Genomic DNA, 21605 nt, shown 5'->3' with positions numbered 1-21605 from the left:
AGATGAATGCGGAGCCGTGTGTCAGGCGTGATCGCCGAAATAGTCCCGGCACCAGGCCACCACCGGCGGCAGGCCGCGCTCGATCGGCGTGGCCGGATCGTAGCCGAAGGCGTCATGGGCGCGCGTGGTATCGGCCATGGTGCGGACCATGTCGCCGGGCTGCATCGGCTTGTAGACCTTGCGTGCCGGGCGTCCGGCGGCGGCTTCGATGACCCCGATGAAATGCTCCAGCTCGATCGGGGTGTGGTTGCCGAGGTTGAATACGCGGTGCGGCACGTCCTCGCCGGACGGATGCGCCAGCGCGCCGAGGATACCGGCCACGATGTCGGAAACATGTGTGAAGTCGCGCTGCATGTTGCCGTCGTTGAACACGTCGATCGGGCGGCCGGCCAGCACCGCGCGCGAAAACAGCAGCGGGGCCATGTCCGGGCGGCCCCAGGGACCGTACACGGTGAAAAAGCGCAGGCCGGTGGCATGCAGGCCATACAACTGCGCGTAGGTATACGCCATCAGCTCGTTGGCGGCCTTGGTGGCGGCATACAGCGAGCGCGGCTTGTCGATGCGCTGGTCTTCGGAGAACGGCGGGGTGGCCGAGTCGCCATACACCGAGCTGCTGGAGGCATAGACCAGGTGGGCCACGCCGCGATGCCGGCACAGTTCGAGCATGTTGACGAACCCGACCAGGTTGCTGTCCACGTAGGCGTGCGGGTTTTCCAGCGAGTAGCGCACCCCGGCCTGCGCGGCCAGGTGGATCACCCGGGTCGGCTTTACCTCGTCGAACAGCGCGGCCAGGCCGTCGCGGTCGGTCAGGTCGAGCACGCGGATGTCCGCGTCCGGGCACAGCGCGGCGACGCGGTCGCGCTTGATCTGCGGGTCGTAATAGTCGTTGTAGTTGTCCAGCCCGACCACCGTTTCACCCGCGTCGAGCAGGGCACGGACGGTGTTGGCGCCGATGAAGCCGGCAGCGCCGGTGACAAGAAGGGTCATGGCAGGGTCCTGGAAATTCCTGTGGACAGGATATCGCCGATGCGCCGGGCTCAGAACAGCCCGAAGCGCTTCCTGGCGGCGTTCACCCGGCCAGGTTCGATGATGTCGCTGATGCCCTTGGCGTCGAAGCGGTCCAGCAGGGCGTCGCTGCCCTTCTTCAGTTTCAGGGCCAATTCTTCCGGATACAGCGGCACGATGGACATGAACACGATGGTTTTTTCATCGTTGATGACCAGATGGCCGAACGCCTCGGGGGCGGTGACCGGCGGCAGCACGATCGCGCCGTCGAAGCCCACGCCCGGCGCATAGGGTTCGGCCGGGTGGCCGTTGGGCACGGTGTGGCCGAAGCCCAGCCAGGTATCGAACTTGTGCGGCAGGCGCGCCAGCACCTTGAGCAGGCGGATCGGCCAGTAGTGGCGCTCGTCCTCGAAGTCGGCCTGCTGCAACGGCCAGTCGGCCGGCAGCGTCACCATCAACTCCATGTACTGCGGTGAACCTTCCGCGCCAGCCGACAGGGTCATCGGCAGATCGCTCATGCCCGACGTCACCAGCCGCAGGTGCGGGAAATCCTCCGTGGCCGGCACCACATGCACGTCGATGTGCACGGTGTCGGACACGATTTCATGGAATACGTGGGCGATCGGGCCGAGATGCTGCTCGATATGCGCGCTGATCTGTTCGATGCATGCATCACCGGCAGCCGGCGCGAAGTCGCTGGGTCGGGTGTGCATCAGCATCGGACTACCGCCCGGGCTTACGTCATCGTAGGGAGTGCTCATGCACGGCTCCTTGTTGGTGGCCAGCGCCTGCCAGGGACGCATCACCACAAGGTGAGCGGTGCGTCCTTGGCCAGCGTGGCCTTGCGTTCCTTGCTGAAATCCCACCAGGGGCGCGGCGCTTCGCCCTGCATGAAGCGCAGGATCGACAGGAACACGTCGATCACGCAGGGATCGTGCATCACGCCGGTGCGCAGGCACAGCTGCGCATACATGTCATAGGCATCGCGACCGCGCAGGTGCGCGGGGACGCGGATGCCGATCAGACGCAGATCTTTCTCACAGGCCGGCCCGACATTCGGCAGGTCGGTCAGACGCAACAGATGGTTGCGGTCGACCTTGGTGGGGTTCATTACGGTGGGGTAATCCTCTTGCGCAGGCGGGGGACTCAGCCCTTCTGTACGCGGAGTCGTTCGAGCACGCCATCCAGCGTGTCCAGGTCGGTGTAATGGATGATCAGCTTGCCCTTGCCGCCACGGCCGTGGTTGATCGCCACGCGTGCGCCCAGCGACTCGGACAGCTCGGTCTCCAGCGACGCGATATCGGCCTGCGGCGCGCTGGCGGTGGGCTTCTTGCGCAGTGCGCCCGGCACCTTGCCGGCGGCGAACTGCTGCGCGCGGTGCTCCACTTCGCGCACCGACCAGCCCTGGTCGGCCGCTTCCTGGGCGAGCTTGCTGGCCAGTTCCGGGGCCAGGGTGAGCAACGCACGCGCGTGGCCCATTTCCAGCCGGCGGGTTTCCAGCAGCAGGCGGATGGCGATCGGCAGCTCCAGCAGGCGCAGCAGGTTGGACACCGCCGCGCGCGAGCGGCCGACGGCCTGGGCGGCCTCGGCGTGGGTGAGCGCGAATTCGCTGATCAGGCGCTGCAGGGCCTCGGCTTCTTCAAGCGGGTTGAGGTCTTCGCGCTGGATGTTCTCGATCAGCGCCATCGCGATGACAGTGCGGTCTTCCAGTTCGCGCACCACCACCGGTACTTCGTCCAGGCCGGCCAGCTGGGAGGCGCGCCAGCGGCGTTCGCCGGCGACGATCTCGAAGCTGTCCGGGCCGAGCTGGCGGACCAGGATCGGCTGGATCACGCCCTGCGCCTTGATCGACTCGGCCAGCTCGGCGAGCTTGGTTTCGTCCATGTCGCGGCGTGGCTGGTACTTGCCCGGCTGCAGGTGGCCCACCGGCAGCTTGCGCAGCACTTCACCGGGCAGCGGTTCGACCACGGCGGCAGCCTGCACCTGAGTCACCGCGCCCTTGGGCCCCAGCAGCGCATCGAGGCCGCGGCCGAGGCCGCGTTTCTTGCCGAGGGCGGGCTTGGTGCTCATCAGGCGGTCTCCAGGGCCTTGTCGGCCTTATTGCGTTGTTGGTGGCGGCGGATGATTTCCCCGGCCAGGCCGAGGTAGGCGACGCCACCGCGCGAGGCGCGGTCGTAACCGACGATGCTCTGCCCGTGGCTGGGCGCTTCGGCCAGGCGCACGTTGCGCGGCACGATGGTGCGGAACACGCGGTCGCCGAAGTGGTCGGTGAGTTCGGCCGACACCGCGTTGGCCAGGTTGTTGCGCACGTCGAACATGGTGCGCAGCACGCCCTCGATCTCCAGGCTGGGATTGAGGTTGGCGCGCAGCGCTTCGATGGTTTCCACCAGCGCGCTCAGGCCTTCCAGCGCGTAGTACTCGCACTGCATCGGCACGATCACCGAATCGGCGGCGGCCAACGCGTTGAGGGTGAGCAGCGACAGCGCCGGCGGGCAATCGATCAGGATGAAGTCGTATTCGTCGCGGACCGGGGCCAGGGCGCGCTTGAGGCGCTGCTCGCGTTCGCCCTGGTCCATCAGCTGGATCTCGGCGGCGGTCAGGTCGATGTTGCCCGGCAGCAGGTCGAAGCCTTCCGGGGTGGTCACGCGCACTTCGACCGCGGTGGCTTCGCCGAGCAGCAGGTCGCAGGTGGAGGCGGCCACTTCACGCTTGTCCACGCCGCTGCCCATGGTCGCATTGCCCTGGGAATCGAGGTCGACAAGGAGCACGCGCTTGGGTGCAGCAGCCAGGGAGGCGGCCAGATTGACGGCGGTCGTGGTCTTGCCGACGCCACCTTTCTGGTTGGCGATGGCGATGATGCGGGCCATGCGGGTGAGCCTCATCGGCAGGGAGTGGGACTGGTCATTATGCGTATATGGGGCGTGTCATGCACTGTGAGATGCGCGCCGGGCCGCGCCCGCGACCGGCCGGGGACGCATGGGATGCGCCCGGTGGACAGCGCAACGGCTGCTGTGACGGGCGCTGCCGCCGATATCCGCCCGCGTGCCGGCACCGGCGCTGGTACGCAGGCGGTGGCCTCAAGGACCGGCCACGACCACCAGATGGCGCTCGCCGGTGAGTCCGGGCACGTGCAGCGGCAGTACCTGCTCGACCTGCCAGCCGCTGGGCAGCTGGGCGATTTCATCGTGCGGGTGCACGCCCTTCATCGCCAGCAGGCGGCCGCCGGGCCGCAGCAGGTGGCCGCCGACCTGGATGATCCCGGCCAGGGTATCCATGGCGCGCGCGGTCAGGTGGTCGTAGGCGCCGGGTTCGGCCAGGGCCTCGGCGCGTGATTCGGCGACGCGGGCATTGCCCAAACCCAGCTGGCGGACGGCCTCGCGCATGAAGCGGGCCTTCTTCCCGTTGCTTTCCACCAGGGTCACCTGCAGCTGCGGGCGGGCGATCGCCAGCGGGATGCCGGGCAGCCCGGGGCCGGTGCCGAGGTCGGCCAGGGTGCCGCTCTCCAGGAACGGCTGCATCGCCAGCGAGTCGAGCAGGTGGCGGGTGACCATGTCCAGCGGATCGCGGATGGCGGTGAGGTTGTAGGTGCGGTTCCAGCGGTCGAGCAGGGTCAGGTAGGTCAGCAACGGCGGCGCCAAGGCGGCATCCAGGTCCATCGCGGCCAGGCCACGCTCAAGCGCTGCGGCCACGCCGGCCGGGAGTGTGTGTTCGGTCATGGGGCGATTATCGCAGGTCGACAGCGGGGCAAGGGCAAGGGCGGCACACGGATTCCCCCACGGAGGGCGGGCGTCGATCCCGCCCACGCGTAGAGCCGAGCCATGCTCGGCTGGCCTTGGTAGAGGCAAGCCACGCTCGGCTGGCCTTAGGTAGAGCCGAGCCATGCTCGGCTGGCCTTAGGTAGAGCCAAGCCACGCTCGGCTGGCCTTAGGTAGAGCCAAGCCACGCTCGGCTGGCCTTAGGTAGAGCCAAGCCACGCTCGGCTGGCCTTGGTAGAGCCGAGCCATGCTCGGCTGGCCGCGCGCAGCGCGGCAATGATCGGCGCCTTCAGCAGGCCATCGCACGGCAGGCCTTTCGCTCAGACGGCGTGCCAGGCCAACGCGGCGCGGAAATCATCGGCCGCGGCCCATTCGTGCAGGTGCCAGCGCGCGGCGTCGCCCAGCTTGGGGTCGCACCAGGCAAGGTGCAGGGCGGCGTCGGGGGCTGGCGCCAACTGCAGGCGGTGCAGGCCGAAGGAAATGCCCTGCCCCTGTGCCTTGAGGATGGCCTCCTTGGCGCACCAGACCCGGAAGAACCAGCGCTGGCGGGCGTCTTCGTCCAGCCCAAGCAGCCAGTCGACCTCGCCAGGGTGGAAGAAACGCTCGATGATCTCGCGCATGCGCGGCCGCGGCCGCAGCGGCTCCAGGTCCACGCCCAGGCGCACGCCCTCGCCCAGCGCGACCAGCAACCGGCCATGGCTGTGGCTCCAGCCGGTGCCCAGGTGCGCAAACGCAGCGTGCAGCTCCGGGCGGCCACGCGGGTCGCGCTGCAGCGGCAGGGTGTCCGGGTCGGTGCCGAGCTGCCCCGCCAGCAGCACCCGCGCCTGCGGCTCGCCGCGGGTGCCGTTGACGTGCGGCAGGCACCACACCGTGACCGGGCCGAACCGCCAGGGACCGCCGAGGCCGCTATCGGTGCTCATGCGTGCGCGCGGTGAGGACGGCTGCACGGTGATTTCACGGGCGCTGCCGTCAACTGGTGCGGTCGTTCACACCACCTGGGAGTCAAGACTATGGGCATCATCATCTGGTTGATCGTTGGTGGCATCGTGGGCTGGCTTGCCAGCATCATCATGCGACGCGACGCGCAGCAAGGCATCATCCTCAACATCGTGGTCGGCATCGTCGGCGCACTGATCGCCGGTTTCCTGTTCGGCGGCGGCATCAACGAAGCGATCACCATCCGCACGTTCCTGTTCTCGTTGATCGGCGCAGTGATCCTGCTGGCCATCGTGAACCTGTTTACGCGCAAGAGCATCCGCTGACCAACGCGCGATGGAGTCAACGACAGGGCCCGGCATTGCCGGGCCTTGTCGTTTCTGTCACCCCAGCTGCACCCAGGCCGGCGCGTGGTCGCTGGGGCGGTCCCAGGTGCGTGGCTCACGGTCGATGCCCGAGGCGATGGCGCGGGCCTTGAGCGCATCCGAGACCAGGGTGAGGTCGATGCGCAGGCCCAGGTTGCGGCGGAAACCGGCGGCGCGGTAGTCCCACCAGCTGAAAATGCCTTCTTCCTCGCTGTGCAGGCGGAAGGCGTCGTGCAGGCCCAGCTGCAGCAGCTTGTTCAACGCCCCACGCTCGGCGGTGGAGGTCAGGATGTGGTTCTCGTTCCAGACCAGCGGGTCATTCACATCGCGCGCGTCCGGGGCGATGTTGAAGTCGCCCATCACCACCAGCTCCGGGTACGTGGCCAGCTCGGCCTCGACCCAGGCGTGCACGGCCTCCAGCCAGCGCAGCTTGTAGGCGTACTTGTCGGTGCCCACGTCCTGGCCGTTGACCACGTAGAGGTTGATGATGCGCACGCCGTTGACGGTGCCGGCGATGACGCGTTTCTGCTCGTCCTCGAAGCCCGGGATGCCGATCTGCACCTCCTGCGCCGGCTCGCGCGAGAGCAGCGCCACGCCGTTGTAGGTCTTCTGCCCGGCAAACACGCTGCGGTAGCCCAGCCCGGCCAGCACCGCGTCGGGGAACTTGTGGTCCTCCATCTTGGTTTCCTGGATGCCGACCACGTCCGGCGCGAACGCGGTGAGCCACTGTTCCAGGTGCGGCAGGCGCACGTTGAGCGAATTGACGTTCCAGGAGGCGATTTTCATGGGCGCCATTCTACCGGGTCGTGCCGGCCGTTGGCCGGCAGCCCTGGGGCCTGGTTCCACGCTAGGCTGTGGGCCCTCATCGCACGCAGACCCCATGGACGCAGACACCTTCGTCGCCAACTGGTACGCCGAGAAAGAGCAGCTGCTGGCCGCCGCCTGGACCCCGGGCACGGCGTCCGCGGCAAGGATCGCGTCCATGGCGCTGTCACCCGGGCAGGCGCAAGCGTTGCGGGACATGCTCGACGTGTTCGTCAGCGATGCCATGTACACGCTGCTGCTCGGACTGGATGGCAGCGCCGCACTGGGAGGCGACCAGCGCCACTACACGCTGTTGGACGAAGATGGCTCGGTGGTCGCGGAGGAAGGCGATCTGGAGGCTGCTGCCTATGCGTGGTTCCACGAAGGGCGGCGCTCGCGGCCTGGATCCTGATCGTTCCTGTCAGTCGGGCTGATTCGGGCGGGTCCGGACGTGGTTGCGTGGTCGCGTGAGCCGAAGAGGCGGGCCATTGGCGCATCCGACGCGGTTTGCGGGGTCATGGGCGGTGCCAGGCGCAGCCGAGCATGGCTCGGCTCTACCCTTGGGGTTGGCTGCCGCTAGCGCAGCAGTGCCTTCAACATCCCGGCGATCGTCGAATACGGCGGTTTGAGCAGGTCGCTGGCGGCCCAGCGCGACTGCCACAGGATCGGCAGCTGCTTGCTCAGGCCATCGAAGCCGGCGCGGCCATGGTAAGCGCCCATGCCGCTCGGCCCCACCCCGCCGAAGGGCAGGTCGTTGACGGCGAAATGCAGCAGGGTGTCGTTGACGGTGACGCCACCGGCCACCACCTGGCCCAGCACGCGCTCGACGCTTTCGCGCTGCTGGCTGAAGACGTACAACGCCAGCGGCCGGTCGCGGCCCTGCACCTCGGCCAGTGCCGCATCCAGGTCCGGGTAGGCGCACACCGGCAGGATCGGACCGAAGATCTCCTCGCGCATCAGGTCCAGGTCGGCCGGCGGATCGAGCACGATGGTCGGCACGATCAGGCGCTCGCGGCGCGCGCGCTCGGGATCCACGTTGGCCAGTTCGATCACCGGCACGCCGCGCGCGCGGGCCTGGTCGAGGTAGCCACGCAGCCGCTGGTACTGGCCTTCATGGATGATCCGGGTGTAGTCCGACGCATCGCTGAAATCGCCGTAACGCGCGCGCACCTGGGTCTGCAGCTGCTGCACCAGTTCGCGCTGGCGGGCGCCATCGATCAGGACGTAATCCGGCGCGATGCAGGTCTGGCCGGCGTTGAACCACTTGCCGGTGGCCAGGCGTGCGGCGGCCTTGTCCAGGGGGTAGTCGCTGCAGACGATGGCCGGCGACTTGCCGCCCAGCTCCAGGGTCAACGGGGTGAGGTGCTCGGCCGCGGCGGCCATCACCTTGCGGCCCACCGTGGTGGAGCCGGTGAACACCAGGTGGTCCAACGGCGAGCCGGCCAGCGCGCTGGCCAGCGCGGCGTCGCCCTGCACCACCGCCACGCGGTCGCGCGGAAACACCTCGGCCAGCAGCGCCTGCAGGAAGGCGCTGGTGCGCGGGGTGTGCTCGGACGGCTTGAGGATGACGTGGTTGCCGGCGGCGATCGCGGTGGCCAGCGGGATCAGCGCGAGGTTGACCGGGTAGTTCCAGGGCGAGATCACCGCGACCACGCCCAGCGGCACCGCGCGGGTCTGCGCGCGCGCCGGCCAGAACCGCCAGCCGACACCGACCCGGCGCGGCCGCATCCAGCGGCGCAGGTGGCTGCACAGGTGGTCGATATCGCCGAGCACGGTCATGCCGTCGGCGATCAGCGATTCGTGGGTGGAACGGTGGCCGAAGTCGGCCGAGATGGCCTCGGCCATCTGCGGCAACCGTGCCTTCAGCGCGGCGCGCAGGCGCTGCAGGTCGCCGCGGCGCTGGTCCAGCGACGGGCGCTGGGCCTGCCACGCGCTGCGCAGGCTGTGCAGGATCGCGGGTAGCGCGGCGGGATCGGTGTGGGCTTCGCTCATGCGGCGACTATAGCGGCAGGGGGTGTGATGGGCGGTCGTGCCGGCCGCTGGGCGGGGACGTCCTGCACCGCCGGATGGGGTCGCCTGGTTGCCGGCCAACGGCCGGCACTGCGGGAATGAAAAGGGCCGCGATCTGCATCGCGGCCCCTGTTTCATACCGTGTGGTGCACCGTTACTTGGTGATGTCCACCCCGCGCGTCTCGCGCAGGAACAGGCCACCGACCACGACCGTCATCAACGCGATGATGATCGGGTACCACAGGCCGTAGTAGAGGTTGCCGGTGCCGGCCACCAGCGCGAAGGAAATCGCCGGCAGGAAGCCACCGAACCAGCCGTTGCCGATGTGGTACGGCAGCGACATCGAGGTGTAGCGGATGCGGGTCGGGAACAGTTCGACCAGGTAGGCGGCGATCGGGCCGTAGACCATGGTCACGTACAGCACCAGCAGCCACAGCATGAAGATCGTGCCGGGGATGTTGATGCGCGCGTTGTCGGCCTTGGCCGGGTAACCGGCGGCGGTGAGTGCGGTCTTCAGTTCGGCGCCGAACGCATCGGCCTTGGCCTTGCCGTCTTCCTTGGTGAGCCCGGCCGCCTCGTAGGAGGTGACGCTGGCACTGCCCACGTTGACGATGGCCAGGGTACCGGCGGCGGCCGGCTTGACCTCATACGGCACGCCGGCCTTGGTCAGGGCCGCGGTGGCCACGTCGCAGGAGCTGGTGAACTTGCGCATGCCGACCGGATCGAACTGGAACGAGCAGGTGTTCGGGTCGGCCACCACCAGCGCCGGCGAACTGGAGCGGGCTTCTTCGATGGCCGGGTTGGCGAAGTGGGTCAGGCCCTTGAAGATCGGGATGTAGGTGACGGCCGCGAGCAGGCAGCCGGCCAGGATGATCTTCTTGCGGCCGATGCGGTCGGACAGCCAGCCGAAGAAGATGAAGAACGGCACGCCCAGCGCAAGGGCGGCGGCGATCAGCAGGTAGGAGGTGGTGGCATCGACCTTGAGCATGCTGCTCAGGAAGAACAGCGCGTAGAACTGACCGCCGTACCAGACCACGGCCTGGCCAGCGGCGGCACCCAGCAGCACCAGCAGCATCAGCTTGAGGTTGCCGTCCTTGAGGCTGTCACGGAACGGGGTCTTGGAGCCCTTGCCTTCGGCCTTCATCTGCTGGAACAGCGGCGATTCGCTCAGCTGCAGGCGGATCCACACCGAGACGCCGAGCAGCACGATGGAGACCAGGAACGGAATGCGCCAGCCCCAGGCTTCGAAGGCCTCGTTGCCGAGGAAATAGCGGCAGGCGAGGATGATCAGCAGCGACATGAACAGGCCCAGCGTCGCGGTGCACTGGATGAAGCTGGTGTACAGGCCACGCTTGTCGACCGGGGCATGCTCGGCCACGTAGGTGGCCGCGCCACCGTACTCGCCGCCCATCGCCAGGCCCTGGGCCAGGCGCAGGATGATCAGGATCACCGGGGCGGCAAAGCCGATCGAGGCGTAGTTGGGCAGCACGCCGACCAGGAAGGTCGAGATGCCCATGATCAGGATCGTGACCAGGAAGGTGTACTTGCGGCCGATGCGGTCGCCGAGGCTACCGAAGAACGCCGCGCCGAACGGGCGCACGAAGAAGCCGGCGGCGAAGGCCAGCAGGGCGAAGATCATGCCCGTGGTTTCGTTGACGCCACTGAAGAACTGCTTGGCGATGATCGCCGCGAGCGAGCCATACAGGAAGAAGTCGTACCACTCGAAGACGGTACCCAGGCTGGACGCGAAGATGACCTTCTTGTGTCCCTGGGTAAGTTGGGCTTTCGCCGGTGCAGGTGTTGTTGACATGGGACGCTTCCCCTCCGAAGCAATCGTTGTTGGCAGGTGCCGACCGTGGGTCGGCACTCATTTAGAAACTGTATTTCGTGGTGAACTGCAGGCGGTTGATGTCGCCCTTGCGCCCGTCCTCGATCTCGCGCACGCCGTACATGTATTCGGCGCCGATATCGACCTTGGGCATCGGGGTGTAGAAGATGTTGCCGCGGATGCTCTGCACGCTCTTGGTGACCAGTGGGCCCAGGCTGCCGTCGTTGTCGTAGTCGCTGCGCGCGTAGATCAGGTTGGTGCGCAGCTTCGGGGTGAAGGCGTGGCGCCAGCCGACGTAGCCGGCCAGCACGCCGGTCGGGTTGAGCTCGTCGCGGGCCACGTCATAGGCGGTATCGGCGGTGACGCCGAGGCCGACGTAACGGGCGATGCCTTCGCCGCCGCTGATCTGGTAGTGCAGGGTATCGGTGCTGCCCATCACCCACTTGCCGCCCAGGGTCAGGCCGCCGCCGATCTTGTCCGCGTCGGCGCCGGTGGCCTGGTTGTCCACCTTGAGCTGGCGCACCACCGCACCGACGCCGAAGGTGCCCCAATCGCCCTTCCAGCCGTAACGCAGGGTCAGGTCGGGCAGCGCGCCGCGGTCGGAGTTGCTGGCCACGTTGGTCCACGCCCCGGTGATCGGGTTGCGGGTGCCGGTGAGCAGGGTGGTTTCCGGGTTTTCCAGCGCGACGCTGAAGCCGCCCTGGGTATAGCGGATCTGCGCCTGGCGCACGAACAGCACGCCGTCGGTGGGACCGACGAAATCGGCCGCTTCCGGCAGCGAGGCCGCGTCCATGAAGTTGGACCAGGTCTGGCCGGCGAGCCAGTTGTTCCAGTACATGTAGGCATGCCGCAGGGTGACGCCGTAGGTGTTGGTGGCGGTCTGGTTGCCCAGCGAGTTGCCGAAGAAGTCCATCTCGAAGAACGCACCGGCCTTGTTGCCGGCATCGCTCACGTTGTCGATACCCAGGTTGAAGCGCGAGAACTTGGCGTGGGCGTTGTAGTCCACGTCCGAGCGCTTGCCGCTGCCGCCGGCCCCGGCGACCGGGGTCTGCCCGGGCAGGTACAGCGCACGGCCGGTGGCATCGTCGGCCAACTGGCCATCGCTGGTCTGGGTGGCGAGGAAGTCGGCCTTGATGAAGCCACCGATCTTGACCGTGGTGCCCGGCGCGGCGCCCGGGGTGATGGTGGTGACCTGGATCGGCTGCTTGCCTGCCGGCACCTGCGCGGCCACCGGCTGCTGGGCCTGCACGGTCTTGACCGCGGTGACATCGGTCTGGGCCTGGCTGATCTGGGTCTGTTGCTGCTGGCTGGTGTTGACCAGCATCTGCACCTGGCGCTCCAGCTCGGCGATGCGCGCTTCGAGCGCCTTTTCTTTGGCGGTGTCGGCGAACGCCACGCCTGGCGCGATCAATGCAACGAACAGGGCGGCCGCCAACGGCCGGCGTGTCGTCTTCAGTAAACGGTGGCTCATGTTGCCCTCTCTCCCGGGTGGCAATGCGAACGCCGCGCTGGGCACGGTCGAGCCGACAGTGCGGCTGTGCCACCGGCAGCGGCTATTGGCCATTAGTCGTACTCGCCCACCGGGCGAGCACGACCCGGGCGCCACGGGCGAACGGCAGGTGCCGCCGACACCCGGGCAGGTTCCGACGGTTGGCCAGTACGCTTTCACCCGCAGACGAGGCCACACCAACGCACCGCCGCCGCAAACGCGCCGCGTACCCGTCGACCGTCGGTCGTGGCCGCCCTGCCGCACGCCCGGCGTCGCGCCCTGCCCGGGGTCTCCCGCGTTCGACCAAGGTCTAACCACCCAGGCAACGCGAAGGAGGGTGGATGCGGCAAACTGAGGGGGAAGGGTCGCGGGTTATGCTGCGATCGCACAACCCAAGTCCTAGTGCAAGTGAGGGTGCCATGGCCGATCTTTACCCCGTCAAGGCGGATTTCTCCGCCAAGGCGCGCATTGACAAGAACACGTATGAAGCGCTCTACCGCGAGTCGGTGGAGCACCCGGATGCTTTCTGGGGCAAGGCCGCCGAGCGCCTGCAGTGGTTCAAGAAGCCGACCACGATCAAGAACGTCAGCTACGACCTCGACGATTTCCGCATCAAGTGGTTCGAAGACGGCGAACTCAACGCCAGCGTCAACTGCCTGGACCGGCAGCTGGACACGCGCGGCGACAAGGTCGCCCTGCTGTTCGAACCGGACAGCCCGGATGCGCCCGCGCAGGGCGTCACCTATCGGCAGTTGTATGAGCGCGTGTGCCGGCTCGGCAATGCGCTGCGCAGCCTGGGGGTCAAGAAGGGCGACCGGGTCACCATCTACCTGCCGATGATCGTCGATGCAGCCGTGGCCATGCTCGCCTGCGCGCGCATCGGTGCGGTGCACTCGGTGGTGTTCGGTGGCTTCGCGCCCAACTCGATCGCCGACCGGGTGATCGACTGCGGCAGCAAGCTGATCATCACCGCCGACGAAGGCCTGCGCGGTGGTCGCAAGGTGCCGCTCAAGGCCAACGTCGACGCCGCGCTGAAACTGCCCGGCACCACCACCGTGGAAACGGTACTGGTGGTGCGCCACACCGGCGGTGCGGTGGACATGCAGGCCCCGCGCGACCGCTGGTTCCACGACGTGGTGGACCCGCAGCCGGCGCAGTGCGAACCGGAGCGGATGAACGCCGAAGACCCGCTGTTCATCCTGTATACCTCCGGGTCCACCGGCAAGCCCAAGGGCGTGCTGCACACCACCGGCGGCTACCTGCTGTACGCCGCCTACACCCATGAGGCGGTGTTCGACCTGCGCGAGGACGACATCTACTGGTGCACCGCCGACGTGGGCTGGGTCACCGGCCACAGCTACATCGTGTACGGGCCGCTGGCCAACGGCGCGACCTCGCTGATGTTCGAAGGCGTGCCGAACTTCCCGACCACCTCGCGGTTCTGGGAGGTGATCGACAAGCACCAGGTGAGCATCTTCTACACCGCCCCGACCGCGATCCGCGCGTTGATGCGCGAAGGCGATGCCCCGGTCAAGCGCACCTCGCGCGCCTCGCTGCGCCTGCTGGGCAGCGTGGGCGAGCCGATCAATCCCGAGGCCTGGCGCTGGTATTACGACGTGGTGGGCGACAGCCGCTGCCCGATCGTGGACACCTGGTGGCAGACCGAAACCGGCGGCATCCTGATTTCCCCGCTGCCGGGCGCGGTCGACCTCAAGCCCGGGTCGGCCACCCTGCCCTTCTTTGGCGTGCAGCCGGCGCTGGTCAACGCCGAGGGCGAGATCCAGGACGGCCCCACCGAGGGCAACCTGATCATCCGTGATTCGTGGCCGGGCCAGATGCGCAGCGTCTACGGCGACCACCAGCGCTTCATCGACACCTACTTCCGCACCTACCCGGGCAGCTACTTCACCGGTGACGGCTGCCGTCGCGATGAGGACGGCTACTACTGGATCACCGGCCGCGTGGACGATGTGATCAACGTGTCCGGCCACCGCATCGGCACCGCCGAAGTGGAAAGCGCCCTGGTCTCGCACCCGAAGGTGGCCGAGGCCGCCGTGGTCGGCTTCCCGCACGACATCAAGGGCCAAGGCATCTATGCCTATGTCACCCTGATTGCCGACGAGACCCCCAGCGAGGAACTGCACAAGGAACTGATCGCCTGGGTGCGCAAGGAGATCGGCCCGATCGCCGCGCCCGACCACCTGCAGTGGGCGCCGGGCCTGCCCAAGACGCGGTCGGGCAAGATCATGCGCCGCATCCTGCGCAAGATCGCCGAGAACGCGCCGGACCAGCTGGGCGACACCTCGACCCTGGCCGATCCGTCGGTGGTGGCGTCGCTGGTGGAAGAGCGCAAGGTGAAATAGTCCTCCGGCACCCGGCGCAGAATGGGACCGCGTCGGCGCATGTGCGCTGCCGCGCCCACCCTCCGCAACCGGATCGTGGGCCCGGCCTCACCCGCACCCGCATTCCGCCGCTTCGCGGCCGCCCCCTGACTCAGGGGGCTGGCCCCTCGCTACACTTTTTCGTTGCGTCGCTGCATTCCTCCGCAACATGGCCCCCACCATGACAACCCTCCTGATTGCCGACGACCACCCGCTGTTCCGCGAAGCCCTTCGCGGGGCCGTGCAACGCGTCATCCCCGGCGTGCAGCTGTTCGAGGCCGACAGCGTGGAAGCGCTGTACCAGCTGGCCGACCAGCACACCGATGCCGACCTGGTCCTGATGGACCTCAACATGCCCGGTGCCCAGGGCTTCAATGCACTGGTGCACATGCGCGCCCTGCACCCGCAGCTGCCGGTGGTGGTGGTGTCCGCGCGCGAGGAAGCCACGGTGATGCGCCGCGCGCTCGACCATGGCGCGTTCGGCTTCATCCCCAAATCCGCCGATTCGGACACCATCGGCCACGCCTTGGGCACCATCCTCGATGGCGAGACCTGGGCCCCGCCGGAGGCGCACAACGTGCCGCCGACCGGGCGCGAGGAGCGCGAGATCGGCCAGCGCCTGCGCGAGCTCACCCCGCAGCAGTTCCGTGTGCTGCAGATGCTCGGCGCCGGCCGGCTCAACAAGCAGATCGCGTACGATCTCAACGTGTCCGAGGCGACGATCAAGGCCCACGTCACCGCGATCCTGCGCAAACTCGGCGTCACCAACCGCACCCAGGCGGTGCTGATGGCCGGCAAGCTGGCGATCGACGACGAACAGATCGTGTTGCCGCCGGAAGAAGAGTAGATCCACGCCACGCGTGGATGGCGCGATGCCGGAACGGAGAGCATCCACGCATGGCGTGGATCTACGCGATTGGGCTGTGACGCCTGCGGCATTGGAGCATCCACTGGCGATCGAAGACGAACAGATCGTGTTGCCGCCGGAAGAAGAGTAAATCCACGCCATGCGTGGATGGCGCGATGCCGGAACGAAGAGCATCCACGCATGGCGTGGATCTACGCGATTGGGCTATGAAGCCTGCGGCATTGGAGCATCCACTGGCGATCGACGACGAACAGATCGTGTTGCCGCCGGAAGAAGAGTAGATCCACGCCACGCGTGGATGGCGCGATGCCGGAACGAAGAGCATCCACGGATGGCGCGATGCCGGAACGAAAAGCATCCACGCATGGCGTGGATCTACCCGCTTGGGCTTATAGCCGGGGCTATGAAATCCAGCGTTGCCTGCGCAATTGCCGGTGAACGCTCCAATCCGCAGGCCCGGTGCTAAGCTTCGCGTCCCCTTGGGGAGTAGCCTGATTCCTGCTGCAGGAATTGCCCGCATCAACATACTCGGCCAGTGCGCCGTGGTGCGGGTAGCCATGATGGTTGGCGAGACCAGCGGTCCGCGTGCGCAACGACAGGTTGGGCGCGAGCGCGGTCCGTTGCCTGCCATTGCCCAACCTGCCGTGTCCCCATGTCCCCCCTCTCGATTCTGTTGATCGGCTTTGCCATGTCCACCGATGCCTTCGCCGCGGCGATCGGCAAAGGCGCGGCCATGCGCAAGCCGCGGTTCCCCGATGCGTTGCGCGCCGGTCTCATCTTCGGCGTGATCGAAGCCATCACCCCGATCATTGGCTGGCTGCTGGGCCGCGCCGCCCTGCAGTACGTCGAGGCATTCGACCACTGGATCGCCTTCGGCCTGCTCGGCGCGCTGGGCGTGCACATGATCATCAATGGCATCCGGCCCGATGACGGCGACGAGGACGAAGACGAGGACACCCGCAAGCATCACGGCTTCTGGCGCCTGGCCGTCACCGGCTTCGCCACCAGCATCGACGCCATGGCGGTCGGCATCGGCCTGGCCTTCCTGGATGTGCACATCGGGGTGATGGCGCTGGTCATCGGCCTGTGCACCTTCAGCATGGTCACCGCCGGGGTCATGCTCGGCCGCGTGCTCGGCAACATGGTGGGCAAGCGCGCGGAGATCATCGGCGGCATCATCCTGATCATCATCGGCGCCACCATCCTGTACGAACACCTCAGCGGCGCCATGGCCTGACGGCGCGGCCCGGCGCCGCGTGGCTACAGGTCGCCGCGCGGCGCGTGGAAGGCGGCCAGGAAGGCACGCAGGGAGGCCGGTTTGATCGGCTTGGTCAGCAGGCGATAGCCCCGCTCACGCGCCATCCGCTTCAACTCGTCGCGACCGTCGGCGGTCAGCAACGCCCCGGGAATCGCCCGGCCGGCCTTGTCGCGCATCGCCACCAGCGTGTCCAGCCCGTCCAGGCGGTCGTGCAGGTGGTAGTCCACCAGCATGACATCCGGCTGCGCATCCACCTTTTCCAGCGCCTGGTCCACGGTGCTGGCGGTGATCACCTCCACCTGCCAGCGGCCGAGCAGCGCGCGCATGCCATCCAGGATCTCCTGGTCGTTGTCCACGCACAGCACCCGCATGCCGGCCAGCGAATCGGTGCGCGGCGGTGGCGCGGGCGCGGTGGCCGCGGCCTGGGGCAGGGCCGGCGCCTCCACCCGGGGCAGCATGATCGAGAACATGCTGCCACTGCCCACCCGGCTGCGTGCATTGAGGCGGTGGTCGAGCAGGCGCGAGATGCGCTGGCAGATCGACAGCCCCAGCCCCAGGCCCTGCTCGCCCCAGTCGAACGGCTGCTGGTAGCGGTGGAACTCGTCGAAGATCTGCTGCATGTGGTGCTCGGGAATGCCCGGCCCGGTGTCCCAGACCTGCAGCTCCACCTCGTCGCCCCGATGCCGCACCGCCAGCACGATCCGGCCCTGCCGCGTGTAGCGCAAGGCATTGGCCAGGAAGTTCTGCAGCACGCGCCGCAACAGGCGGCGATCGCTGCGGATCCAGGCCGGGCGCGCGAACAGGTCCAGGCGCAGCCCGCGGCCGGCCGCGACCGGTGAATACTGCGCGGCCAGCTCGCGCATCAACAGGCTGACGTCGAAATCGCCGATCACCGGGTGCAATCCGCCGGCATCCAGCCGCGACACGTCCAGCAGGCCGTCCAGCAGTTCTTCGGCGGCACGCAGCGAAGCGTCCACGCGCTCGGCCAGATGCCGCTGCTCTTCGTTGTGGTGGTGGCTCTCGCGCAATGCCGACGCGAACAGGCGTGCGGCGTTCAACGGCTGCAGCACGTCGTGGCTGATCGCGGCCAGGAAGCGGGTCTTGGACTGCTGGGCCACCTCGGCCTCGTGCGAGCGCTCGGCCACGCGCTGCTCCAAGGTTTCGTTGGCCTCCAGCAGCGCCTTCTCGGCATGCTTGTAATCGGTGATGTCGTTGTAGCTGGTGACATAACCACCGCCGGGCAACGCCTGCCCGCGCATCTCGATGACCTTGCCGTCGCTGCGGGTGCGCTCGAAGATATGCGGCGAGCCGGCGCGCATGTAGCCGATGCGGCGGTTGATCTGCACCTCGATGTCGCCCTCGCCGAGCTCGCCGCGCTCGGCGTTGTAGCGGATCAGGTCGGCCACCGGGCGGCCCACGTAAAGCATGCCGTCGGGGTAGCCGAACATCTGCTGGTAGCGGCGGTTCCACGCGGTCAGGCGCATGTCCGGGTCGACCACGCTGACACCGGCGCTGATGTTCTCCAGGGTGGTGGACAGGATCTCGCGGTTGAAGCGCAGTTCCTGCCCGGCCTCGTCCAGCACCGCCACCACTTCGCCCAGGTCCATGCCCGAGCCGCGCAACAGGCTGGTCAGCAGCAGGCGCGCCGAGGCCGCGCCGATCGAGGCGGCGAGCAGGCGCTCGGTGAACTGCACCCAGGCGCGGTCGGCCGGCGCCGAGGCCTGCAGTTCGCGGCCCATCGACTGGGCCTGCTCCAGGAACGAACGCCGCGCGTGCCGGTCCCCCACCACCCGCGAGGCCAGCGCCAGCAGGTCTTCCACGTGCACATGGCCCGGCCACGCGCCGGCCACCGAGGGCCGCTGCGCGTACGGGTCCAGGAACGGCGCCGCGCGCAGGCGCTCGTCCACGCCCGGGCGCCAGCGCACCGAGACCAGCAGCATCGCCGCCACATTGACCAGCAGCGACCAGAACGTGCCATGGGTCAGCGGATCCCAGCCGCTCATGCCGAACAGGTGCTGCGGCTGCAGCCAGGCGATGCCGAACGGCCCCTGCACCAGCCACGTCGCGTCCATCCAGCCGGCGTGGGTCAACGCCGGCAACAGCAGGGTGTACACCCAGGTGCCGAAGCCGAGCAGCATGCCCACCTCCACGCCCCGCCGGCTGGCGCCGCGCCAGTACAGGCCGCCGATCAGCCCGGGCGCGAACTGGGCCACCGCGGCGAACGCCATCAGCCCGTAGGAGGCCAGGGTGCTGTCGTTGCTGCTGCCGCGGTAGTAGCTGTAGGCGACCAGTGCCAGCAGCAGGATCGCGGTGCGGCGGATCCACAGCACGCGCGAGGCGACGTCGGCCGCTTCCTGGTGGTCGCCACTGCGGCGCAGCAGCACCGGCATCACCAGGTCGTTGCTGACCATGGTGGCCAGCGCGATGGAGGCCACGATGACCATGCCGGTGGCCGCCGAGAAGCCGCCCACGTAGGCCACCAGCGCCAGGAACTTGCGGCCCTCGGCCAGCGGCAGGGCCAGCACCATGCTGTCGTCGGCGACGCTGCCACCGGTGCCGAACAGGGTGACGCCGGCGGTGGCGATCGGGATCACCATCGCCGAGATGATCACCAGGTACGCACCGAACATCCAGCGCGCGCGGCGGATGTCGCGCACGTCGCCGCACTCCACCACGGCCACGTGGAACTGGCGCGGCAGGCAGATGATCGCCAGGAAGCTGAGCAGGGTCTGCGAGATGAAGCCCACCGGCGGCAACCCACTGAACAGCGTGTGCGCGGACTGCAGCACCGCATCGGTGTGGTCGTTGAGCCACAGGTAGGCGAACAGGCCGAGCGCGACCATCGCGATCAGCTTGATCATCGATTCCAGCGCGATGGCCAGCATCATGCCGTGGTGGTGCTCGGTGGCGTCCACCTGGCGGGTGCCGAACAGCGTGGCGAACAGCGCCATCAGCAGCGCCACGTACAGCGCCGGATCGGTGAAGAAACCGGTCGGCCCGACGTTGCCGGTGAGCACCTGCAGGCTCATCGCCACCGCTTTGTACTGCAGCGCCAGGTACGGCACGATGCCGATCAGCGCGATCACCGCCACCAGCGCGGCCAGCCGCCGCGAGCGCCCGAAGCGGGAGGAGATGAAGTCGGCGATGGACACCACGTTCTGGCTGCGCGCGACCAGCGCCAGGCGTTCGATGATGCGCCAGCCGAACAGCCACAGCAGCAACGGCCCCAGGTAGATCGGCAGGTAGCCGATGCCGTTGCGCACCGCGGTGCCGACCGCGCCGTAGAACGTCCACGACGAGCAGTACACCGCCAGCGCCAGGCTGTAGACCACCGGGCGCAGCCACGGCCGGTCCGGGTACATCGGGCGACGGTCGCCCCACCACGCCACGCCGAACAACAGCGCGGCGTAGGCCACCGATACCAACAGCAGGATCCAACTGGAGACCACGGGATGATTCCGTGCGAGCAGACCGCTAGTAGATCACGACGCTTGCTCGACAGGGGCAGCGCGCGCCGGCAGGCGGATGTCCACGCAGGTGCCATGGCCAAGCCGGCTTTCCACCTCGATGCGGCCACCGGCGGCCGCCACCAGGCTGGCGCTGACGGCCAGCCCCAGCCCGGTGCCCTGCCCGACCGGCTTGGTGGTGAAGAAGGGTTCCAGGCAGCGCGCCCGGACCTCCTCGCTCATGCCCAGGCCGGTGTCGGCGGCCTGTATCGACAGCTCGCCGGCGTCGGGCAACCACCCCAGCCGCAGCGCGAAGCGCCCCCCCTCGGGCATCGCCTGGCCGGCGTTGACCGCCAGGCTGAGCAGGATCGATTCCAGCTGCGCCGGGTCGAAGTGGACGCGGCACTGCACCTGGCCGCTATCGACATGGCAGTGGACGCTCTCGCCGAAGACCTGGCGCAGCGTCGGCGCCATCGCGTCGATGGTCGCGGCGGCATCGAGCAGCTGCGGCCGGCTGGCCTCCAGCCGGCTGAAATCCAGCAGCCGCCGGCTGACCGCGCTGGCCCGGCGGGCGGCCGAGTCGATGCCCTGCAATGCCTCGGCCACGGTCGCCGGATCGGGCGCGCGGCGCGCCTTGCCCACGTACCCGTGCACCAGCGCCAGCAGGTGGTTGAAGTCATGCGCGATGCCGCTGGCCAGCCGGCCCACGTTTTCCATTTTCATCGCGTGCACCAGCTGGTCGCGCGAGCGCTCCTTCTCCTGCATTTCCAGCTGCAGCTCATCGCGCTTGCGCGCCAGCTCGACGCCGTGCTGCCGCGCCACCTGCAGGCTCTCACGCAGGCCGGTGACGCTGTGGTGCAGCAGCCAGGCCACCAGTACGCAGCCGAACACGCACACGCCCAGATCGGTGACCACGTGCGCGACGCGGTCGGGGCGGAACAGGATGCCGGCCAGGTCGATCCAGGCACCCAGCAGCATCGCCAGGCACGCCCAGAGCGTGGCCCAGCGCAACGGCGCCGCGCCCAGCAGCGCCGCCACCAGCAGCACCGGCACCACCTGCACGAGTTGGACCCGCGACAGCGACGCCAGGCCCCAATAGCCTTCGGTCACCGACAGCAGCAGCAACTGGCCGACCACGAACAGCGTCGCCGCACGCACCCCACGGCCGCGCCGCTGCTCGACCAGGCAGCCCACGCACACCGCCAGGTGCGCCCCGGCCAGGGCCAGGACCAGGGTGTCCACTCCGTCGCCCAGGCGCAGCAGCAACCAGCTGGCGGTCAGCAGGTGGAAGGCCGCCACCAGCAGCCAGAGGCCGCGCAACATGGCGTCGGTGCGCTCGCCCAGGCCCGGTGTGGCCGCGCCAGGCGCATCGTCAAGGAGGGAGGAGAACGGGGTAATCGGCATGTACGGCGGGTCCGAACGGGCCAGAAGCGTCAAGTTTTGTCGACAACGCCGGTATA

General features: G+C 68.2%; 18 protein-coding genes. 5 read left to right on the top strand and 13 right to left on the bottom strand.

All coding sequences use genetic code 11. From position 1 onward, the window contains the following. Window positions 1–21: 21 nt before the first annotated feature. The 7 genes from M2421_RS18115 to M2421_RS18085 all read right to left on the bottom strand — a co-directional run bounded on the left by M2421_RS18115 (window position 22) and on the right by M2421_RS18085 (window position 5680). The gene (locus M2421_RS18115) at window positions 22–987 is read right to left on the bottom strand and encodes an NAD-dependent epimerase/dehydratase family protein (protein ID WP_259209395.1); all 966 of its coding nucleotides are present in this window, start codon (window positions 985–987) and stop codon (window positions 22–24) included. A gap of 50 nt (window positions 988–1037) precedes the next feature. Beyond that, window positions 1038–1766, bottom strand: coding sequence for a suppressor of fused domain protein (locus M2421_RS18110; RefSeq protein ID WP_259209392.1), 729 nt, complete (start codon window positions 1764–1766; stop codon window positions 1038–1040). A 41-nt stretch (window positions 1767–1807) separates the two neighbouring features. Continuing rightward, entirely contained in the window at window positions 1808–2116 is a 309-nt protein-coding gene (locus tag M2421_RS18105) for a helix-hairpin-helix domain-containing protein (protein ID WP_259209390.1), read from the bottom strand. Between the two features lie 35 nt (window positions 2117–2151). Next, window positions 2152–3075 (bottom strand): ParB/RepB/Spo0J family partition protein, encoded by a 924-nt coding sequence (locus M2421_RS18100; RefSeq protein WP_259209388.1) that lies wholly within the window; start codon window positions 3073–3075, stop codon window positions 2152–2154. Further along, window positions 3075–3872 carry a ParA family protein gene (locus tag M2421_RS18095; RefSeq protein WP_259209386.1) on the bottom strand — a complete coding sequence of 266 codons (798 nt, stop codon included), beginning with the start codon at window positions 3870–3872 and terminating at the stop codon, window positions 3075–3077. The genes M2421_RS18100 and M2421_RS18095 overlap by 1 nt, the downstream gene beginning before the upstream one ends. A 210-nt stretch (window positions 3873–4082) precedes the next feature. Further along, window positions 4083–4721, bottom strand: a complete 639-nt coding sequence (rsmG, locus tag M2421_RS18090) for a 16S rRNA (guanine(527)-N(7))-methyltransferase RsmG (protein ID WP_259209383.1) — start codon at window positions 4719–4721, stop codon at window positions 4083–4085. Between the two features lie 359 nt (window positions 4722–5080). Then, on the bottom strand, window positions 5081–5680 hold the full coding sequence (locus M2421_RS18085; protein ID WP_259209381.1) for a 4'-phosphopantetheinyl transferase superfamily protein: 600 nt from the start codon (window positions 5678–5680) through the stop codon (window positions 5081–5083). 90 nt (window positions 5681–5770) lie between these two features. Here M2421_RS18085 and M2421_RS18080 point away from each other — a divergent pair, with 90 nt between their 5' ends. Beyond that, window positions 5771–6022 (top strand): GlsB/YeaQ/YmgE family stress response membrane protein, encoded by a 252-nt coding sequence (locus M2421_RS18080; RefSeq protein WP_259209379.1) that lies wholly within the window; start codon window positions 5771–5773, stop codon window positions 6020–6022. A 57-nt stretch (window positions 6023–6079) separates the two neighbouring features. On the opposite strand, the gene xth is transcribed toward M2421_RS18080, so the two are convergent. Beyond that, window positions 6080–6847, bottom strand: a complete 768-nt coding sequence (gene xth, locus M2421_RS18075) for an exodeoxyribonuclease III (RefSeq protein ID WP_259209377.1) — start codon at window positions 6845–6847, stop codon at window positions 6080–6082. Between the two features lie 94 nt (window positions 6848–6941). Here xth and M2421_RS18070 point away from each other — a divergent pair, with 94 nt between their 5' ends. Then, window positions 6942–7277 (top strand): hypothetical protein, encoded by a 336-nt coding sequence (locus M2421_RS18070; RefSeq protein ID WP_259209375.1) that lies wholly within the window; start codon window positions 6942–6944, stop codon window positions 7275–7277. A gap of 164 nt (window positions 7278–7441) precedes the next feature. On the opposite strand, the gene M2421_RS18065 is transcribed toward M2421_RS18070, so the two are convergent. From M2421_RS18065 to M2421_RS18055, 3 genes are all read right to left on the bottom strand, one after another. Beyond that, entirely contained in the window at window positions 7442–8857 is a 1416-nt protein-coding gene (locus tag M2421_RS18065; protein WP_259209373.1) for a coniferyl aldehyde dehydrogenase, read from the bottom strand. Window positions 8858–9029: 172 nt separating this feature from the next. After that, the gene (locus tag M2421_RS18060; RefSeq protein WP_259209371.1) at window positions 9030–10685 is read right to left on the bottom strand and encodes an MFS transporter; all 1656 of its coding nucleotides are present in this window, start codon (window positions 10683–10685) and stop codon (window positions 9030–9032) included. A gap of 61 nt (window positions 10686–10746) precedes the next feature. Next, on the bottom strand, window positions 10747–12174 hold the full coding sequence (locus tag M2421_RS18055) for a porin (RefSeq protein ID WP_259209369.1): 1428 nt from the start codon (window positions 12172–12174) through the stop codon (window positions 10747–10749). Between the two features lie 437 nt (window positions 12175–12611). On the opposite strand from M2421_RS18055, the gene acs reads away from it, so the two are divergent. From acs to mntP, 3 genes are all read left to right on the top strand, one after another. After that, window positions 12612–14555 carry an acetate--CoA ligase gene (acs, locus tag M2421_RS18050; RefSeq protein ID WP_259209367.1) on the top strand — a complete coding sequence of 648 codons (1944 nt, stop codon included), beginning with the start codon at window positions 12612–12614 and terminating at the stop codon, window positions 14553–14555. A 199-nt stretch (window positions 14556–14754) separates the two neighbouring features. Beyond that, window positions 14755–15420, top strand: coding sequence for a response regulator transcription factor (locus M2421_RS18045; protein ID WP_259209365.1), 666 nt, complete (start codon window positions 14755–14757; stop codon window positions 15418–15420). A gap of 673 nt (window positions 15421–16093) precedes the next feature. After that, a complete protein-coding gene (mntP, locus tag M2421_RS18040; RefSeq protein ID WP_259209363.1) occupies window positions 16094–16678 on the top strand; it encodes a manganese efflux pump MntP in 585 nt (194 codons plus the stop codon). Window positions 16679–16701: 23 nt separating this feature from the next. Here the strand turns inward: mntP and M2421_RS18035 are convergent, their stop codons facing one another. Continuing rightward, on the bottom strand, window positions 16702–20148 hold the full coding sequence (locus tag M2421_RS18035) for a PAS domain-containing hybrid sensor histidine kinase/response regulator (RefSeq protein WP_259209361.1): 3447 nt from the start codon (window positions 20146–20148) through the stop codon (window positions 16702–16704). A gap of 33 nt (window positions 20149–20181) precedes the next feature. Continuing rightward, a complete protein-coding gene (locus M2421_RS18030) occupies window positions 20182–21549 on the bottom strand; it encodes an ATP-binding protein (RefSeq protein WP_259209360.1) in 1368 nt (455 codons plus the stop codon). Between the last annotated feature and the right edge of the window lie 56 nt (window positions 21550–21605).

This window comes from Stenotrophomonas sp. BIGb0135 (assembly GCF_024810105.1).
Taxonomy (GTDB): Bacteria; Pseudomonadota; Gammaproteobacteria; order Xanthomonadales; family Xanthomonadaceae; genus Stenotrophomonas; species Stenotrophomonas maltophilia_AB.
This window is presented reverse-complemented; position numbering and strand designations above follow the sequence as displayed.

What these genes read in the sequence shown, in the direction of transcription:
- M2421_RS18115 (WP_259209395.1), bottom strand. Translation starts at nt 987, where the DNA reads ATGACCCTTCTTGTCACCGGCGCTGCCGGCTTCATCGGCGCCAACACC.
- M2421_RS18110 (WP_259209392.1), bottom strand. Translation starts at nt 1,766, where the DNA reads ATGAGCACTCCCTACGATGACGTAAGCCCGGGCGGTAGTCCGATGCTG.
- M2421_RS18105 (WP_259209390.1), bottom strand. Translation starts at nt 2,116, where the DNA reads ATGAACCCCACCAAGGTCGACCGCAACCATCTGTTGCGTCTGACCGAC.
- M2421_RS18100 (WP_259209388.1), bottom strand. Translation starts at nt 3,075, where the DNA reads ATGAGCACCAAGCCCGCCCTCGGCAAGAAACGCGGCCTCGGCCGCGGC.
- M2421_RS18095 (WP_259209386.1), bottom strand. Translation starts at nt 3,872, where the DNA reads ATGGCCCGCATCATCGCCATCGCCAACCAGAAAGGTGGCGTCGGCAAG.
- rsmG (WP_259209383.1), bottom strand. Translation starts at nt 4,721, where the DNA reads ATGACCGAACACACACTCCCGGCCGGCGTGGCCGCAGCGCTTGAGCGT.
- M2421_RS18085 (WP_259209381.1), bottom strand. Translation starts at nt 5,680, where the DNA reads ATGAGCACCGATAGCGGCCTCGGCGGTCCCTGGCGGTTCGGCCCGGTC.
- M2421_RS18080 (WP_259209379.1), top strand. Translation starts at nt 5,771, where the DNA reads ATGGGCATCATCATCTGGTTGATCGTTGGTGGCATCGTGGGCTGGCTT.
- xth (WP_259209377.1), bottom strand. Translation starts at nt 6,847, where the DNA reads ATGAAAATCGCCTCCTGGAACGTCAATTCGCTCAACGTGCGCCTGCCG.
- M2421_RS18070 (WP_259209375.1), top strand. Translation starts at nt 6,942, where the DNA reads ATGGACGCAGACACCTTCGTCGCCAACTGGTACGCCGAGAAAGAGCAG.
- M2421_RS18065 (WP_259209373.1), bottom strand. Translation starts at nt 8,857, where the DNA reads ATGAGCGAAGCCCACACCGATCCCGCCGCGCTACCCGCGATCCTGCAC.
- M2421_RS18060 (WP_259209371.1), bottom strand. Translation starts at nt 10,685, where the DNA reads ATGTCAACAACACCTGCACCGGCGAAAGCCCAACTTACCCAGGGACAC.
- M2421_RS18055 (WP_259209369.1), bottom strand. Translation starts at nt 12,174, where the DNA reads ATGAGCCACCGTTTACTGAAGACGACACGCCGGCCGTTGGCGGCCGCC.
- acs (WP_259209367.1), top strand. Translation starts at nt 12,612, where the DNA reads ATGGCCGATCTTTACCCCGTCAAGGCGGATTTCTCCGCCAAGGCGCGC.
- M2421_RS18045 (WP_259209365.1), top strand. Translation starts at nt 14,755, where the DNA reads ATGACAACCCTCCTGATTGCCGACGACCACCCGCTGTTCCGCGAAGCC.
- mntP (WP_259209363.1), top strand. Translation starts at nt 16,094, where the DNA reads ATGTCCCCCCTCTCGATTCTGTTGATCGGCTTTGCCATGTCCACCGAT.
- M2421_RS18030 (WP_259209360.1), bottom strand. Translation starts at nt 21,549, where the DNA reads ATGCCGATTACCCCGTTCTCCTCCCTCCTTGACGATGCGCCTGGCGCG.